Source organism: Acinetobacter sp. HZNU-JH01, from assembly GCF_037996845.1.
In the GTDB taxonomy this organism is placed as follows: domain Bacteria; phylum Pseudomonadota; class Gammaproteobacteria; order Pseudomonadales; family Moraxellaceae; genus Acinetobacter; species Acinetobacter haemolyticus.
The window spans coordinates 2,405,627-2,419,871 of record NZ_JBBMZX010000001.1; the positions used below are offsets into that span (position 1 = coordinate 2,405,627).

14 protein-coding genes are annotated in these 14,245 nt (G+C 40.0%); 10 read left to right on the top strand and 4 right to left on the bottom strand.

Going from position 1 to position 14,245, the window contains the following annotated elements; translation table 11 throughout:
* The first annotated feature begins 5 nt into the window (after positions 1–5).
* The 9 genes from AAC851_RS11435 to AAC851_RS11475 all read left to right on the top strand — a co-directional run bounded on the left by AAC851_RS11435 (position 6) and on the right by AAC851_RS11475 (position 9,360).
* Positions 6–1,148 carry a PIN domain-containing protein gene (locus tag AAC851_RS11435; protein ID WP_075316242.1) on the top strand — a complete coding sequence of 381 codons (1,143 nt, stop codon included), beginning with the start codon at positions 6–8 and terminating at the stop codon, positions 1,146–1,148.
* A gap of 66 nt (positions 1,149–1,214) precedes the next feature.
* A complete protein-coding gene (locus AAC851_RS11440) occupies positions 1,215–1,664 on the top strand; it encodes an ammonium transporter (protein WP_340600883.1) in 450 nt (149 codons plus the stop codon).
* A gap of 33 nt (positions 1,665–1,697) precedes the next feature.
* Entirely contained in the window at positions 1,698–4,337 is a 2,640-nt protein-coding gene (topA, locus tag AAC851_RS11445) for a type I DNA topoisomerase (RefSeq protein WP_005083647.1), read from the top strand.
* An 88-nt stretch (positions 4,338–4,425) separates the two neighbouring features.
* Complete coding sequence (locus AAC851_RS11450; protein ID WP_340600884.1) at positions 4,426–5,184, top strand: hypothetical protein; 759 nt, start codon at positions 4,426–4,428, stop codon at positions 5,182–5,184.
* Positions 5,185–5,367: 183 nt separating this feature from the next.
* Positions 5,368–5,937 carry an HdeD family acid-resistance protein gene (locus AAC851_RS11455; RefSeq protein WP_005083641.1) on the top strand — a complete coding sequence of 190 codons (570 nt, stop codon included), beginning with the start codon at positions 5,368–5,370 and terminating at the stop codon, positions 5,935–5,937.
* A 120-nt stretch (positions 5,938–6,057) separates the two neighbouring features.
* The gene (locus tag AAC851_RS11460) at positions 6,058–8,037 is read left to right on the top strand and encodes an ATP-dependent helicase (protein ID WP_340600885.1); all 1,980 of its coding nucleotides are present in this window, start codon (positions 6,058–6,060) and stop codon (positions 8,035–8,037) included.
* 63 nt (positions 8,038–8,100) lie between these two features.
* Positions 8,101–8,346 carry an RNA recognition motif domain-containing protein gene (locus AAC851_RS11465; protein ID WP_340600886.1) on the top strand — a complete coding sequence of 82 codons (246 nt, stop codon included), beginning with the start codon at positions 8,101–8,103 and terminating at the stop codon, positions 8,344–8,346.
* 118 nt (positions 8,347–8,464) lie between these two features.
* Positions 8,465–8,968, top strand: coding sequence for a DUF6586 family protein (locus AAC851_RS11470; protein WP_004637814.1), 504 nt, complete (start codon positions 8,465–8,467; stop codon positions 8,966–8,968).
* Positions 8,969–9,081: 113 nt separating this feature from the next.
* A complete protein-coding gene (locus tag AAC851_RS11475; protein ID WP_005083636.1) occupies positions 9,082–9,360 on the top strand; it encodes a hypothetical protein in 279 nt (92 codons plus the stop codon).
* Positions 9,361–9,410: 50 nt separating this feature from the next.
* Here AAC851_RS11475 and AAC851_RS11480 read toward each other — a convergent pair whose 3' ends face one another.
* The 4 genes from AAC851_RS11480 to AAC851_RS11495 all read right to left on the bottom strand — a co-directional run bounded on the left by AAC851_RS11480 (position 9,411) and on the right by AAC851_RS11495 (position 13,402).
* Positions 9,411–11,126 carry a cation:proton antiporter gene (locus tag AAC851_RS11480; RefSeq protein ID WP_340600887.1) on the bottom strand — a complete coding sequence of 572 codons (1,716 nt, stop codon included), beginning with the start codon at positions 11,124–11,126 and terminating at the stop codon, positions 9,411–9,413.
* Between the two features lie 248 nt (positions 11,127–11,374).
* Complete coding sequence (gene rpmG / locus AAC851_RS11485; protein ID WP_003654787.1) at positions 11,375–11,530, bottom strand: 50S ribosomal protein L33; 156 nt, start codon at positions 11,528–11,530, stop codon at positions 11,375–11,377.
* Between the two features lie 12 nt (positions 11,531–11,542).
* Entirely contained in the window at positions 11,543–11,779 is a 237-nt protein-coding gene (gene rpmB, locus AAC851_RS11490; RefSeq protein WP_004649871.1) for a 50S ribosomal protein L28, read from the bottom strand.
* Positions 11,780–11,947: 168 nt separating this feature from the next.
* Positions 11,948–13,402, bottom strand: coding sequence for a coniferyl aldehyde dehydrogenase (locus AAC851_RS11495; RefSeq protein WP_004637818.1), 1,455 nt, complete (start codon positions 13,400–13,402; stop codon positions 11,948–11,950).
* A gap of 122 nt (positions 13,403–13,524) precedes the next feature.
* Here AAC851_RS11495 and AAC851_RS11500 point away from each other — a divergent pair, with 122 nt between their 5' ends.
* Complete coding sequence (locus AAC851_RS11500) at positions 13,525–14,229, top strand: TetR/AcrR family transcriptional regulator (protein WP_004637819.1); 705 nt, start codon at positions 13,525–13,527, stop codon at positions 14,227–14,229.
* The last annotated feature ends 16 nt before the right edge of the window (positions 14,230–14,245 follow it).

Sequence of the window (14,245 nt, forward strand, 5' to 3'; positions counted from 1 at the left end):
TAAAAATGAAAAAAGTCTTGCTCTTGGATATTGAAAATATTCATAAAACTGAAAAAGAGCTATTACAACTATTGAAAACTTATGCTTGCGTGTATTTAGTCTATGCAAAGTCTCCTGTGACTTTAAGTTTAGACGCATTAATTAAATTTTCTCCTTTTGTCATGGATAAAAAGCTGGTTGTCATTAAAATGCCTAAAATTGGTAAAGATGCTGCTGATTTTGGTCTTGCATTTTTAGCAGGACAACTTTCAATTCAAATGGATAAAAATCAGACTTGTTTTGATATCATGTCTAATGACGGGGCTTTAGAGTATATTGTTGATTTATTGAGGATAATGGGTTTTAAAGCATCGCAACTTAAAATGCTTGCGGAGGTGAAAGAGGTTGAAAAAATAAAAGAACAACCATCACTAGTCTTAGCTCAAAATAACTTAAGTGATTCTGACTTTACATTAAAATTAAAGCATCTTATTAGCATTCTTTCAAAACTAAAAAATATGCCAAGTAATGAAAAAGCATTATTAAATGGTGTTAAATCATGGGCAAATGTCACGACTAAAGAGGCTGAAAAATTAATCAAGGCGTTAATGAATTTCAAGATGATTAAATTTAGCGCACAAGGAATTACGCTTAATCGAGAGAATTTAAAAACTTTTTTAAATAAATCTGAAATAGCACACAATGAAAGTCCAAATGAGTCTGAGATAATTGAAGAAATTCCTGCAATCCAAGATATCTCAGAAAAATTTCATCTACGGCAAATTAAAGAATATTGTGATTATTTAATTAAGCAACAAGGAAAGCCGTCGAGTTTATCTAGCTTAAATAATTCAATTAAATCAGTTTTAAAGTTAGAAAGTGATAGTTTAGTTAAGAATAGATTTAAGCTTCTTCTTCGTTATAGCATTGTGAAGAACTTAGATAATGAGAAAATTATTTACATAGATAAAAATATTAGAAGATGGTCAAATTTGGAATTATTGCCACAGCATCCTCCTATGGATATGGTGATACCTGACTTTGAGCTTTGTCAGAAAGAGTCTAAAGAAAAACTGATTCAAAAAATCATTTATGTTTTGAGTGAAATAAAAATACAGAAATCGTTTGTGATGAAAACATCAAATAATTTTTATTTGGAAGAGATGTAAAAACTCAACTTGCGTTTTTGATTCAACTTATGTAACGCTAATAAAAGGAAGTTTTGGGCACCTTAAATGAGTAATGTTGGAATTTGGATAACGGCAGCGATTGTACTTTTTGTACTTGGCTCTATTTTTGGTTTACGTGTGAGTCCGCGCGAAAAAGCGCTTGGATCAATGCGTGATCAAGCTAGAAAAATGGATTTGCATCCTCGTATTATTGTTGCTCCAGAGTGGACCAAAGTTCCAATGGCAACCGAAAAACGTGCCAGTATGGTGGCCTATTATAGTGTATTGATTCCAGATGCACGTTTAGCACTTATGCGAGCAAGAGTTGTTGATGGAAAGCTTCAAGTCGTGCAAGGTGATCAGAAATTTAATGATTTAACCATTGCATTAAAAGGAGTTTATGCTATTGATATGCAGGCAAACTGTGTTGGGTTGTATTGGAATGAAGAAATTGATTTAAAAGCCACACAGCTTGATGAAATGAAAGCTTATTTATACCAATTAGCTCAACGCTAATTATCTGATTAATTACAGGAAAAACGATTTATTATGGCGAATACTCCACGCTCTGCTTCAGAAAGCACAGCAGCTTCCGCATCTGCTGCAAAGAAACGTGCCTTAGTGATTGTGGAATCGCCTGCAAAAGCGAAAACAATTAATAAATATTTAGGCTCACAATATGTGGTGAAGTCTTCCGTTGGTCATGTGCGTGATTTACCGACAGGAGGTGGGGCAAAATCCACCGAAAAGAAGCCTGCAACACGTGTTAAATTAACGGAAGCACAAAAAGCTGAAAAAGCACAATCTGCCTTAATTAATCGTATGGGTGTCGATCCAGAACATGATTGGATTGCACACTATGAAGTGCTTCCAGGTAAAGAGCATGTAGTCGCTGAACTTAAAAAACTTGCTAAAGATGCTGACGCAATCTATCTCGCAACGGATTTGGATAGAGAAGGAGAAGCGATCGCTTGGCATTTAAGAGAAGTGATTGGAGGTGATGACAGTCGTTATCATCGTGTGGTCTTTAACGAGATTACCAAAAATGCGATTCAGGAAGCCTTTAAGCAGCCAACACGTCTTGATTTAAATCGTGTCAATGCACAACAAGCTCGCCGATTCCTTGACCGTGTTGTTGGTTTTATGGTTTCACCATTGCTGTGGGAAAAGATTGCCCGTGGCTTATCGGCAGGTCGAGTTCAATCTGTTGCGGTCAAACTGGTGGTCGAACGCGAGCGTGAGATTCGTGCTTTTATCCCAGAAGAATATTGGCAAGTCTTTGCGGATACGTTGTCTAAAAAAGACGACATCCGTTTAGAAGCCGTTAGACAAGCAGGTAAAACGCTTAAACTCAAGAATAAAGCTGAAACAGATGCGCTATTAAGCGTATTAAAAGATGCTGAATACAAAGTCGCATTACGTGAAGATAAACCGACCAAGGTTAATCCAAGTGCACCATATATCACCTCAACCTTACAGCAAGCGGCTAGTACACGTTTAGGTTTCTCAGTAAAGAAAACCATGATGTTGGCGCAGCGTTTGTATGAGGGTGGTTTTATTACCTATATGCGTACCGATTCAACCTTCTTGAGCGATGATGCTGTGAATATGGTGCGTAATCATATTCAACAAAACTTTGGTGAAAAATATGTGCCTGCTAAGCCAAATCGTTATGGCAACAAAGCGGGAGCGCAAGAAGCCCATGAAGCCATTCGTCCATCTGATGTTGGCTTGACAGGGGATAAGCTTGCAGGTGTTGAACGAGATGCACAGCGGTTATATGATTTAATTTGGCGTCAGTTTGTGGCTTGTCAGATGACACCAGCAGAGTATTTATCTTCAACGTTAACGGTTCAGGCGGCTGATGTTGAACTTAAAGCCAAAGGTCGTACCTTAGTTTTTGATGGTTTTACCAAAGTTCGTGGTGCAAATAAATCAGACGATGATGTATTGCTGCCAGCAGTTAAAGTGGGTGAGGTGCTCAAGTTAGAAAAGCTTGATCCGAGTCAGCATTTTACCAAGCCACCTGCACGCTTTACTGAAGCATCACTGGTTAAGGAATTAGAGAAAAAAGGCATTGGTCGTCCATCAACCTATGCAGCGATCATTTCAACCATTCAAGATCGTGGTTATGTGAAGTTGGAAAATCGTCGTCTCTTTGCTGAGAAGATGGGAGAAATCGTCACGGACCGCCTTGATGAAAGCTTTAATAACCTGATGAATTATGCATTTACCGCTGATTTGGAAGGCCAGCTAGACCGTGTTGCTGTGGGTGAGCGGAATTGGAAGGAGCTACTTGATACATTCTATGGTGACTTTAAAAAGCGTTTGACCAATGCGCAAGGCGAAAACGGTATGCGCCGTAATCAGCCAGTTGAAGTCGCGGATGTTGCTTGTCCTGAATGTTCTCGTCCAATGCAAGTTCGTACAGGAACAACAGGTGTATTCTTAGGATGTTCAGGTTATAACTTGCCACCTAAAGAGCGTTGTAAGGGAACATTGAATTTAACCCCAGTTGAGTCTTTAGCTGCGCTATCGGATGATGATGGCGCTGAGACAGCCGATCTCATGTCTAAACATCGTTGTCCAAAATGTGGTACAGCAATGGATAGTTATGTGATTGATGGTGGACGTAAGCTTCATGTCTGCGGTAATAATCCAGACTGTGATGGTTATGAGCTTGAGGAAGGGCAATTTAAGATCAAGGGCTATGATGGCCCAACCATTCCTTGTGATAAATGTGATGGTGAAATGCAGCTTAAAACTGGACGTTTTGGTCCTTATTTCGCATGTACCAGCTGTGACAACACTCGTAAGGTCTTGAAGAGTGGTCAACCTGCGCCACCGCGCGTAGATCCGATCAAAATGGAGCATTTACGCTCAACCAAACATGATGACTTCTTCGTACTGCGTGATGGTGCTGCAGGTCTATTCTTGGCAGCAAGTAAATTTCCGAAAATTCGTGAAACACGTGCGCCAAAGGTTGCAGAATTACGGAGCGTTGCAGATCAACTGGACGCTAAATATCAGTTCTTATTACAAGCACCAGATGTAGACCCTGAAGGAAATCCGACAGTGGTGAAGTTTAGCCGTAAGAACCAAGTACAATATGTGGGTTCTGAAACTTTGGAAGGGAAGCAGACCAAATGGAGTTTGGTGTTCCAAGATGGGAAATGGGTTGAGGCTTAAAAACTGAGATCATCAAAATGCTAGCAATCGCTAGCATTTTTTATAGCCAAAATAAAAAATAGATAAGATTTAGTTGAAGGGGGAGTACATGTGGAAAAATATTCGAGTTGCCTGTTTGCTGCTGGTGTTATTGATCGTCGCAGTTAATGCGTATCGTGATCAAAATCAGGATTGGAATCAGCCGATTCAGGTGTTGTTGCATCCGATTAATGCCGATGGGTTGCCTACAACACAGCAGTATATTCAACAATTGCAGCAAGATGATTTTGCTGAGGTGAAGCACTATCTAGAAAAAAACAGCCAGCAATATCGAGGGCAAAGTAGTTATTTTATGCTTCAGATTGGTCGTCAATTGAGTCAAAAACCGCCTCAAATGCCAGCACAACCAAGCCTTCTGAATAATATTTTATGGAGTTTAAAATTTCGTTTTTATGCATGGAAACAACATCAATCTGTTGATGGTTCACCGACATTAACGCTGTATTTAAATTTCCATGATCCTAAGCAAAGCAATGAATTGAAGCATTCAACTGCTTTAGAGCGTGGTCGGATTGGTTCAGTGAACTTATTTGCTTCGGATAGACAAGCTGCACAAAATAATGTGGTCATTGTGCATGAGTTACTTCATGGATTCGGTGCAACTGATAAATACAATTTAGCGACTGGAGAGCCACTTTTCCCAATTGGATATGCACAACCAGAACAGCAGCCGTTATATCCACAAACACAAGCTGAAATTATGGGTGGACGAATCCCGCTATCAGAGCATAAAAGTAAAATGCCGAATGGTTTGGAGCAAACCATAATCAGTGCGCTGACTGCACAAGAAATTGGCTGGATCAAGTAATTTGTGGATAAGTTCTGACTTATCCATACCTGCTGGATTACGCTTACTTAAAGAAAAATGATGCAATAAAAGCCTACTTTTTCTGACATTCCGTCATTAATTATCAACATGCCTTATACAGAGTTTAGGGAAAAACTTGCTCAATATAGAGATATAACATTGATGATAAAAGAGTAAATAAATATGAAAACAGTGGGCAATGATTTGATTCGTAATCAGCTGCACGCTGATCGTAAATGGTATTTATTATTAGGCATTTTATTGGTTGTCTTTGGCTTCATTCTTTTAGCTGCTTTACCGTTTGCAACCCTTTCAGCCGTTCTATTATTCGGTGTGCTGATGATGTTAAGTGGTGTCATGCATTTGGGTGCTGCATTTATTGTATTTAAAGGTGGAACCCGATGGTTATGGGCAATATTTGGAATATTGTATTTAATCGCAGGTTATTTTGCTTTTACCACACCTGTGATTACGGCTGTCGTGCTAACGAATTTGTTAGCGATTGCTTTAATTATTGCAGGCATGATTCGCTTAATTAATGCATTTATCCTAAAACCGCTTTCTGGGTGGGGCTGGATTTTGTTTTCGGGTTTATTGACATTGTTGACTGGTATCTTGATTTTGTCGTTACCAGGATCACCTTTTTGGGTATTAGGTATGTTTCTTGCGATTGATATCCTATTCCAAGGAATTAATTACCTCACCTTTGCAAATGCGATTAAACAATTACCGCATAGTTCAACCGCTGTTTGAGTGAAGCGATCATTTTAAAATTAAGAGCATGCATTGACATGCTCTTTTTGTTTTGCCGCAAGGCGGATTGAAGCATTCTAGTCTGCTAAAATAGTAATTCATTTTTAATTGACCATTTCTATGACGCTTGCCAAGCTAATTGATGAATTAAACCCACAACAGCGACTCGCTGCAACAACAGTTGCTCAAAACTGTTTGGTCTTAGCAGGTGCAGGTTGTGGCAAGACCAAAACCATTGTGGCGAGAGCAGCGTATTTAATTGATCAGGGTCTACCAGCTCAACAGATTCAGATTCTCACGTTTACGCGCCGTGCCGCGAGTGAAATCGTGACGCGTGTTGAACAACATATGGGGGCACAGGCGAAGGGCTTACGGGCTTCGACATTTCATACCTTTTGTATGTATTTATTGCGTCGTAATCCGCGCGCATTTGGTTTGACCCAATTCAGTATTATTGATCGTGATGATCAGCTACTGATGTTTCGTTTGTTACGTGGTAAAGATAAAGGGAATGTACTGCCTAAAGCGGCTGAGCTGTGTGATTTGTACTCGTATGCACGAAATACCAAGACTAAACTATCAGAAGCCTTGGCGGCGCAGCTACCACAAGCTATCGAGTATAAAGCACAAATTACTGAACTCATGAAAGCTTATGAGCAGCGTAAGCGAGAGCGAAACTTCCTTGATTACGATGATATTTTGGCGATCGTGGCGGTACATTTGCAGAATTCACCTGAATTGGTGAAGTGGGTAACCGGTTTTTGCTCAGCGCTTTTGGTCGATGAGATGCAAGATACCAATCCTTTACAATGGGCTTTGTTGCAGCCCTTGGTCGGTAAAGTGAAATTATTCTGCGTAGGGGATGACGCACAATCTATTTATGGCTTTCGCGGTGCGGATTTTGAAAATATTCATCACTTTAAAGAGCGTGTGCCTGATGCAGAAGTGCTGACCTTGCAAATGAATTATCGTTCGACACAAGGCATTTTAGATTTATCCAATTGGTTACTCGATCAAAGTCAGATTGAATATGATAAACATTTGAAAGCCTATCGTGGGCAGGGCTTAAAACCCCAACTTCATATTTTAAGTAATGAGTTTGAGGAAGCGAACTGGATCATTCAGGATTTAAATCAGCGTCATCTACAAGGCGCTGCGTGGTCTGAGCATATGGTGTTGCTGCGTTCTGGTTTTAGTGGGCGTTATTTGGAAGGGGCATTGATCGCGGCCAATATTCCTTATCGCTTCATTGGCGGTGTAAAATTACTTGAATCTGCACACGTCAAAGATGTATTGAGCCTGCTGCGGGTGAGTGTCAATCCACAGGATGATTTGGCTTGGATGCGCTTTTTGACTTTATGGGATGGGGTGGGGGATGTCGGTGCAAGTAAATTAGCGCAAGAGTTGATTCAGCTTCCTGATATTGAGGCTCGCTGTCAGCGCTTAGAACGCCACGGTAAAGTTCCACAACAAGCGATTTTGATCTTGATGCAGTTGGATGTGTTACAGCAACATGTGGAAGCCTGTATTGGTTTGGCGCTTGATGCGCTCAATGAACAATTAGAGAATAACTATAAAAACAAAGATTGGTCTCGTCGTACGAAAGATTTTGATTTGGTTAAACAATTGGCACGTAAGCATCGTTCTCTCGGGGAGTTTTTAGAAGAATATGTCCTCGATCCAATCTCTGTTTCAGAAATTGATAAAACACCTGATCAAGATTTGGTGACTCTGATTACGATCCACTCGGCGAAAGGAACTGAGCAAAAGGTCTGCTACGTCCCACATGTGTCGCCAAATCAATATCCACACGCTAGAGCACAAGGTGATTTTGATGATGTTGAAGAGGAACGGCGTGTATTGTATGTGGCATTGACACGTGCGGAAAATGAATTGATTTTGACCAAACAGAATTTAAATCTATGGTCACAAGATCAATATGATGAGTTAGGACGGAAGATAGAAAGCTACTTTCTAAATGATTTACCTCAACATTTTGTGGATGTGCAGATTCATCGTCAGGTTCCATCGTCATTTAATAAAAGTAATTGGCAGCGTAACTCAGCAATAAGTTTAGGTTTTGGTATTGATCTCGATTAAACTAGGCATATTCAATTATTTTGATTCATTTCTTTAAAAATGAATCATTTTTTAGGTTTTAGCATGAAAATTTTAGTTCGTAATTTAGATCGTTCCGTGACTGATGCAGAAGTCCTTGAGTTATTCAAGCAATATGGCAAAGTCGAATCTTGTGTCGTAGTGAAGGATGAGGGAACAGGGAAATCTAAAGGTTTTGGCTTTGTAGAAATGACCAACCCTAGAGAAGCTGTTAAAGCGATTAAAGGCTTAAATACCTTACGTGTCAAAGATGTGGGTATCCGAGTGAAAGCTGCAGACGATAAAGCTTAAATTATTCTTAAGGAATCACTTCCTCGTCTTTCTTTGATGTAATCTCGGCTATTTGTTTCTCACATATTTCGTTTTACAATCGATCATGCTTTAAATTATTTGAAATAGGGATTTATCTATGTCTCGTGTTGCTCGTTATCATGCTGATCGGACCAATCAAAAACTGTATTTTGCTCGACTCGCATGTCAACAAGCAGAGCAAACTGAACATATTCAACAAGTGCAAGCGCATCGTGAAGCTGCTGTATTTCACTTACATGGTGCGATTTTAGCGTTCTTACAAGAATTGGTACGTTATTATCGTCTGAATGATTTGCAACCAACTTTCAAGTCAATTGAAGAGCATATGGCTGACAAGGGGCAAGTTTCACCTGAAGTTGCGGTGTTACAACAATTAGCAAAAGATGGTTTTATTGCTGAGTTAAAACGAGCTTACCGTATGTGCCAATATGCCCCTGAGCCGACTGCGCCTGAACCTGAAAATGAGACTTCTTCAAATCTAATTATTAAAGTTACGCAAAGCCCTCAAGCATGGTTACCTGATGTAAAAATCTTGCGTGAATGGCATCGTGAACTCAGCCATTTAATTGATGGTTTTCGTAATGAAATGGTTGAGTTTTAAGTCTTAGCAGTGAGATACTTGAAATCTATGCACATCGTACTTATATAAATAAGACGTGAGAGAGTAAAGCACATTTGTGTTTTGCCACCATGGTTGAAGCATGGAGAACTTATATGTCAATGCAGCAGTTAAAAGAATTATTTGGTAATCAAGAAGCCGTTCTCGAATTAGTTCAACTCGAAGGTGGTGTACTTGCTTTGCGTAATGCAGGTTCTGAGAATGAACCTTTAGTAAAAATTCAATTTAGCGAAGAAGTGAAACAAATACTCGGTGATCAAACACCTACTGTCGCACAACACATGATACAAGCGGCGCTCTTTGGTCTGTTGGAAAAACAGATGAATCAATGGCAAGCTGAAGTGGTGGATGAACAACCACAGCATTTCAGCTGATCAAAGCAAAAAAAAGCGTACTTCAAGTACGCTTTTTTTTGCTTTAGGAATTAATGTCCAGCAGGGTGATGGGCAAGTTCGATTTGATTGAGAATATGGTGGCTCATATTCTTTGCCATTTCTTCTTTGGCATAGAACACCTCACCAATATTTTCCTCTCGAATAACGGCTGCTTCCTCTTTACTTTCAGCACAGATGAGAACTTGAATTTTCGGATTAAGCTTTTTAGAAATATCGACAATGCGATGAATATCTAAGATATCCATTGGTGAGATCACCAACAAACGAGCATGATGTATGTGTGCTTGAATTAATACATTTGGTTCGGTTGCCTCACCACTAACCGCAGCAACACCTTCAGCTCTTAGCTTTTCTACTATTTCTCGGTTTTCCTCTGCGATCACAACTTTGATATCTTGTGCGATGAGATTCTCCGTAATACGACGTCCAACACCGCCATAGCCGATAATCACGACCTGATCACGTAAATACTCCTGATCTACTTCATCTGGAAGCATGGCAAGCGGGTCACCGCTACGCTCTAACAAACGTGCTAAATGCGAACGTTGACGAATCCAGCGTTGTGTCGGTTCAATTGCTGAGAACACAAAAGAGTTTAATGTGATCGAGAACAAAGCTCCCGCTAAAATAAGATTTTGTGCTTCGAGCGTAAGTAATCCTAGTGCGACCCCCATGGTTGCTAAAATAAATGAGAATTCGCCAATTTGTGCGAGACTTGCACCGACTGTTAAAGCTGTATTGAGGGGATAACGGAAAAACAAAACCAGAGCAATCGCTGCAAGCGTTTTACCAATCATAATGATCGCAACAACTGCGAGAATATGATGTGGTTCTTTGAGCAAGATGCTTGGGTCGAATAACATGCCGACCGAAACGAAGAACAAAATGGCAAAGATTTCACGAAGAGGAAGTGTTTCCTCTTCAGCACGATGACTAAAGTCTGACTCTTTGACCACCATACCCGCAAAGAAAGCACCCAGTGCCATAGAGACACCAAATACCGCATAAGAGCCATAAGCAATCGAAACCGCGGCAGCCACAACCGTTAGGGTAAATAACTCACGTGAGCCAAGACGAGCAACAAACTGCATGATCATGGGTACAAGGCGCTTACCTACAATCAGCATAAAGGCAATGAAGCCCGTTACTTTTAAAAGTGTTAAGCCAATTGTGACCCAGATACTCTGTTCGGGATCTGTGCCATGCAGGGCTTGCCCACCGAGTAATACAGCAACAGCAGGTAGTAGTACCAAAGCTAAAACCATAACCAGGTCTTCGACCAAAAGCCAACCCACGGCAATTTTGCCGTTGACCGAGTCGAGTAAACCTCGATCTCCTAGGGCTTTAAGTAGAACAACGGTGCTCGCACACGATAAGCTGAGACCAAAAATGAGTGCAGCTCCAAAGTCCCAGCCCCAGTACATGGATACACCAATACCAAGCAAGGTGGCTACAGTGATCTGTAAAATTGCACCAGGTAAAGCAATTCGGCGAACTTGTAATAAGTCATTGATCGAGAAATGCATGCCCACGCCGAACATGAGAAACATCACTCCAAGTTCGGCGAGTTGATTTGCGAGTTTCATATCGCCCACAAAGCCTGGGGTGTTCGGGCTAATAATAATCCCGGCAATAAGATAACCAATTAAAGGAGGTAGGCGTAAACGTGCTGCGATAAAGCCAAAAACCAGCGCCAAACCAAAACCAGCAGCAAGTAATATAATTAAACCAACGTCATGTGGCATTGTCGCTCCTTAATCATTGCGGTTAAGGTATAAATAAATGAGCATAAAACATGCCAAGAAAATTTCGAATAAATTGTAACAAGTAAAATCGGATTTGTTGATGTCAATTTTTTTAATTATCAAAAAAAATTATGTAAATTTTCTCTAACTTTGAGCGGTATTCTGAGTTTCATAGCAATAGATGCAGAGTAGAAATGTTAAGCAAAAAAAACGACTTCAATAGAAGTCGTTTTTTTAAAGAACTAAAATTATTTAATTTTAGCTTCTTTGAAGATTACGTGTTGACGGATTTTTGGATCAAATTTTTTGATTTCCATTTTTTCCGGCATAGTACGTTTGTTCTTAGTAGTGGTATAGAAATAACCTGTACCAGCTGTAGAAACGAGGCGAATCTTATCACGCATTGTTCAGACTCCTTAGATCTTTTGACCTTGAGCACGGAGATCAGCAACAACTTTCTCGATACCCAATTTATCAATAATACGCATACCTTTAGTGGTTAAACGAAGACGTACAAAACGCTTTTCGCTTTCTAACCAAAAACGGTGGTGGTGCAGGTTCGGCTCGAACCGGCGTTTGGTTTTGTTGTTTGCGTGCGATACGTTGTTACCAACGATAGGACGCTTGCCGGTAACTTGGCAAACCTTAGACATGGTGAACTCCATTGCTAGTTCATATAGCACGGTTTCGTGCAACTAGCCATTCAAGTAAACGGATGAAATCATTCAAGGGGCGTTTTATACCAAAAATACGATTAAAAGACAAGCGAATTTGGTAAAAACTCGGCATGATCTCGTGTGATAGATCATGCCTTGATCATCTTAACGGAATAGTGTTTTCAAAAGCAGTTTGTGTGCTGCTTTATTGTACGGAGGTAAAATAAATTTCAGACTATAAAGTTTAGGGCTGACTGGATTTGACATCATTGAGCGTTCATGAGAGAAGCTAAAGAAGCCTTCTTTACCATGATATTTACCCATACCTGATGCGCCAACACCGCCAAACGGTAAGTCATCCTGAGCAACATGAGTTAAGACTTGGTTGATCCCGAAATGCCCAGAATGGGTACGACCAGCAATATATTCAGCACGAGCGCTATCGACATCAAAATAATAGAATGCGAGCGGGCGAGGGCGGCTATTGATAAATTGTAGTGCGTCTTCAATTTGCTCATATTCTAAAATCGGAAGAATTGGACCAAAGATCTCATTCTTCATGATTTCCATGTCAGTTGTTACACCTGTGACTAATGTCGGTGCAATTTTACGTGCTTCAGTGAGAGATTCATTGTTATTGTTTAATTCAACAATGGTTGCACCTTGCTTATGAGCATCTTCAAGATAGCCTTGGAGGCGATTGTATTGTTTATCGTTCACAATCGAGGTGAAGTCTTTGTTATCAGCAAGTGTTGGATACATGCTATTCACAAAGTCTTGATAATGTTTGGTGAACTCTTGAGTTTTTCCTTTAGGAAGGAACATATAATCAGGTGCGACACAGGTTTGACCTGCATTCCACAATTTACCAACAGCAACACGTTGTGCGACATCGCGAATATTCATGGAAGAATGTACAAGCGCAGGTGATTTACCACCGAGCTCCAAGATCACAGGTACGAGATTTTGAGAAGCAGCAGCCATCACTGTTTTACCGACAGAGGTTGAGCCAGTGAAAATCATTTTGTCGAATGGTAAATGACTAAACGCATCAGAGATTTTACCGCCGCCGTTTACAACTGCGACAAGTTCTTGAGGAAATGCTTCTGAAAGTGCATTTTCAAGTACATATCCAAAATTAGATGAGGCACTTGAGATTTTGATCATGGCGTGGTTACCCGCAGCCAATGCACAGATTAGTGGTCCAACCGAAAGCAATAGTGGATAGTTCCACGGTGCAATAATTCCGATTACACCGAGTGGTTGATACTGTACCCAACCTTTTGCGGGTTGATGTAACATGCTGATATGGCGTTTAGAGGGCTTCATCCACTCGGTTAAGTTCTTGCTATAGTACTTAATATGTTCTAAACAAGTTAGAACTTCACCAATTTTGGTTTCCATAACGGCACGATTGCCATAATCTTGACTAATTGCATCCGCAAATTGATCTTGATATTTTACCAAGATGTTTTTTAATCGAGCCAAGCGTTCAATACGTTCTTTTGCGCTTGGTACAGGATGGCGTTGGTAAGCTACTTTTTGTTGCTCAAGCAAATCATGTAATCGTTGCACGTCAACATGAGGTGTCATTGCGGTTGTTTTTGTTTGACTGTTCATAGGAGTAGACCAAAAGAAATCTTATTACTTTTTAATTTTTAGAGTAAATACTCTAAAGTGTCAAGTCGCTTTTATGGGCTTGTTTTATAACCTATTGATAATGTTATAGATGGTTGAATTCAATGTCGCATGCTAAACCAAACAAAACCAAAGACAGAATTTTGCAAATCAGTTTGCAATTATTTAATGAGCGTGGTGAACGTTCAGTCACAACCAATCATATCGCGGCTGAACTCGGCATTAGCCCAGGCAACTTGTATTATCACTTTCGTAATAAGCAAGAAATCATCAAAGAACTAGCATTGCAATATCAGGCTGAAACTTTGGAAATGTTAGCGCTACCTGATGATCGTCCTCTCAATGCCAATGATAAAATTAGTTATTTTCAGGTATTAAGTAACCAGCTTTGGGCTTATCGTTTTATTCATCGTGATGTTTACCATCTTGTTGAAAATAATGAAGACTTTAGAAAGATTTACCCTCGCTTTGCAGGGCAGGTCATGCAGCAAGGACAAAAAATTTATCGTGCCTTTGTGGATGCAGGATTGATGAAAATGACTGACTCAGAAATTGAGGCATTGATCATTAACTTGTGGATCGTACTGACCAACTGGACCAACTTCTTATATATGTCGGGTCATATTAGTGACAACAATCGTTTGGAAGAAAAATGGGTCTGGCAAGCATTGCGACAAATGGTGTTCTTAGAAGGACCATATTTAATGGGTGAAAGTCGTCAAACCTATGAGCAATTATTGCAATCGCTTGGACCTTCAGAGTTATTTGCTAGTTTATCGAATCTTAAAAATGATGATGATCATCTGTGACTAGCTATTTAGTCGT

Excerpts from the sequence above, each read along its gene's own strand:
- AAC851_RS11435 (WP_075316242.1), top strand. The coding sequence starts at position 6 with ATGAAAAAAGTCTTGCTCTTGGATATTGAAAATATTCATAAAACTGAA.
- AAC851_RS11440 (WP_340600883.1), top strand. The coding sequence starts at position 1,215 with ATGAGTAATGTTGGAATTTGGATAACGGCAGCGATTGTACTTTTTGTA.
- topA (WP_005083647.1), top strand. The coding sequence starts at position 1,698 with ATGGCGAATACTCCACGCTCTGCTTCAGAAAGCACAGCAGCTTCCGCA.
- AAC851_RS11450 (WP_340600884.1), top strand. The coding sequence starts at position 4,426 with ATGTGGAAAAATATTCGAGTTGCCTGTTTGCTGCTGGTGTTATTGATC.
- AAC851_RS11455 (WP_005083641.1), top strand. The coding sequence starts at position 5,368 with ATGAAAACAGTGGGCAATGATTTGATTCGTAATCAGCTGCACGCTGAT.
- AAC851_RS11460 (WP_340600885.1), top strand. The coding sequence starts at position 6,058 with ATGACGCTTGCCAAGCTAATTGATGAATTAAACCCACAACAGCGACTC.
- AAC851_RS11465 (WP_340600886.1), top strand. The coding sequence starts at position 8,101 with ATGAAAATTTTAGTTCGTAATTTAGATCGTTCCGTGACTGATGCAGAA.
- AAC851_RS11470 (WP_004637814.1), top strand. The coding sequence starts at position 8,465 with ATGTCTCGTGTTGCTCGTTATCATGCTGATCGGACCAATCAAAAACTG.
- AAC851_RS11475 (WP_005083636.1), top strand. The coding sequence starts at position 9,082 with ATGTCAATGCAGCAGTTAAAAGAATTATTTGGTAATCAAGAAGCCGTT.
- AAC851_RS11480 (WP_340600887.1), bottom strand. The coding sequence starts at position 11,126 with ATGCCACATGACGTTGGTTTAATTATATTACTTGCTGCTGGTTTTGGT.
- rpmG (WP_003654787.1), bottom strand. The coding sequence starts at position 11,530 with ATGCGTGATAAGATTCGCCTCGTTTCTACAGCTGGTACAGGTTATTTC.
- rpmB (WP_004649871.1), bottom strand. The coding sequence starts at position 11,779 with ATGTCTAAGGTTTGCCAAGTTACCGGCAAGCGTCCTATCGTTGGTAAC.
- AAC851_RS11495 (WP_004637818.1), bottom strand. The coding sequence starts at position 13,402 with ATGAACAGTCAAACAAAAACAACCGCAATGACACCTCATGTTGACGTG.
- AAC851_RS11500 (WP_004637819.1), top strand. The coding sequence starts at position 13,525 with ATGTCGCATGCTAAACCAAACAAAACCAAAGACAGAATTTTGCAAATC.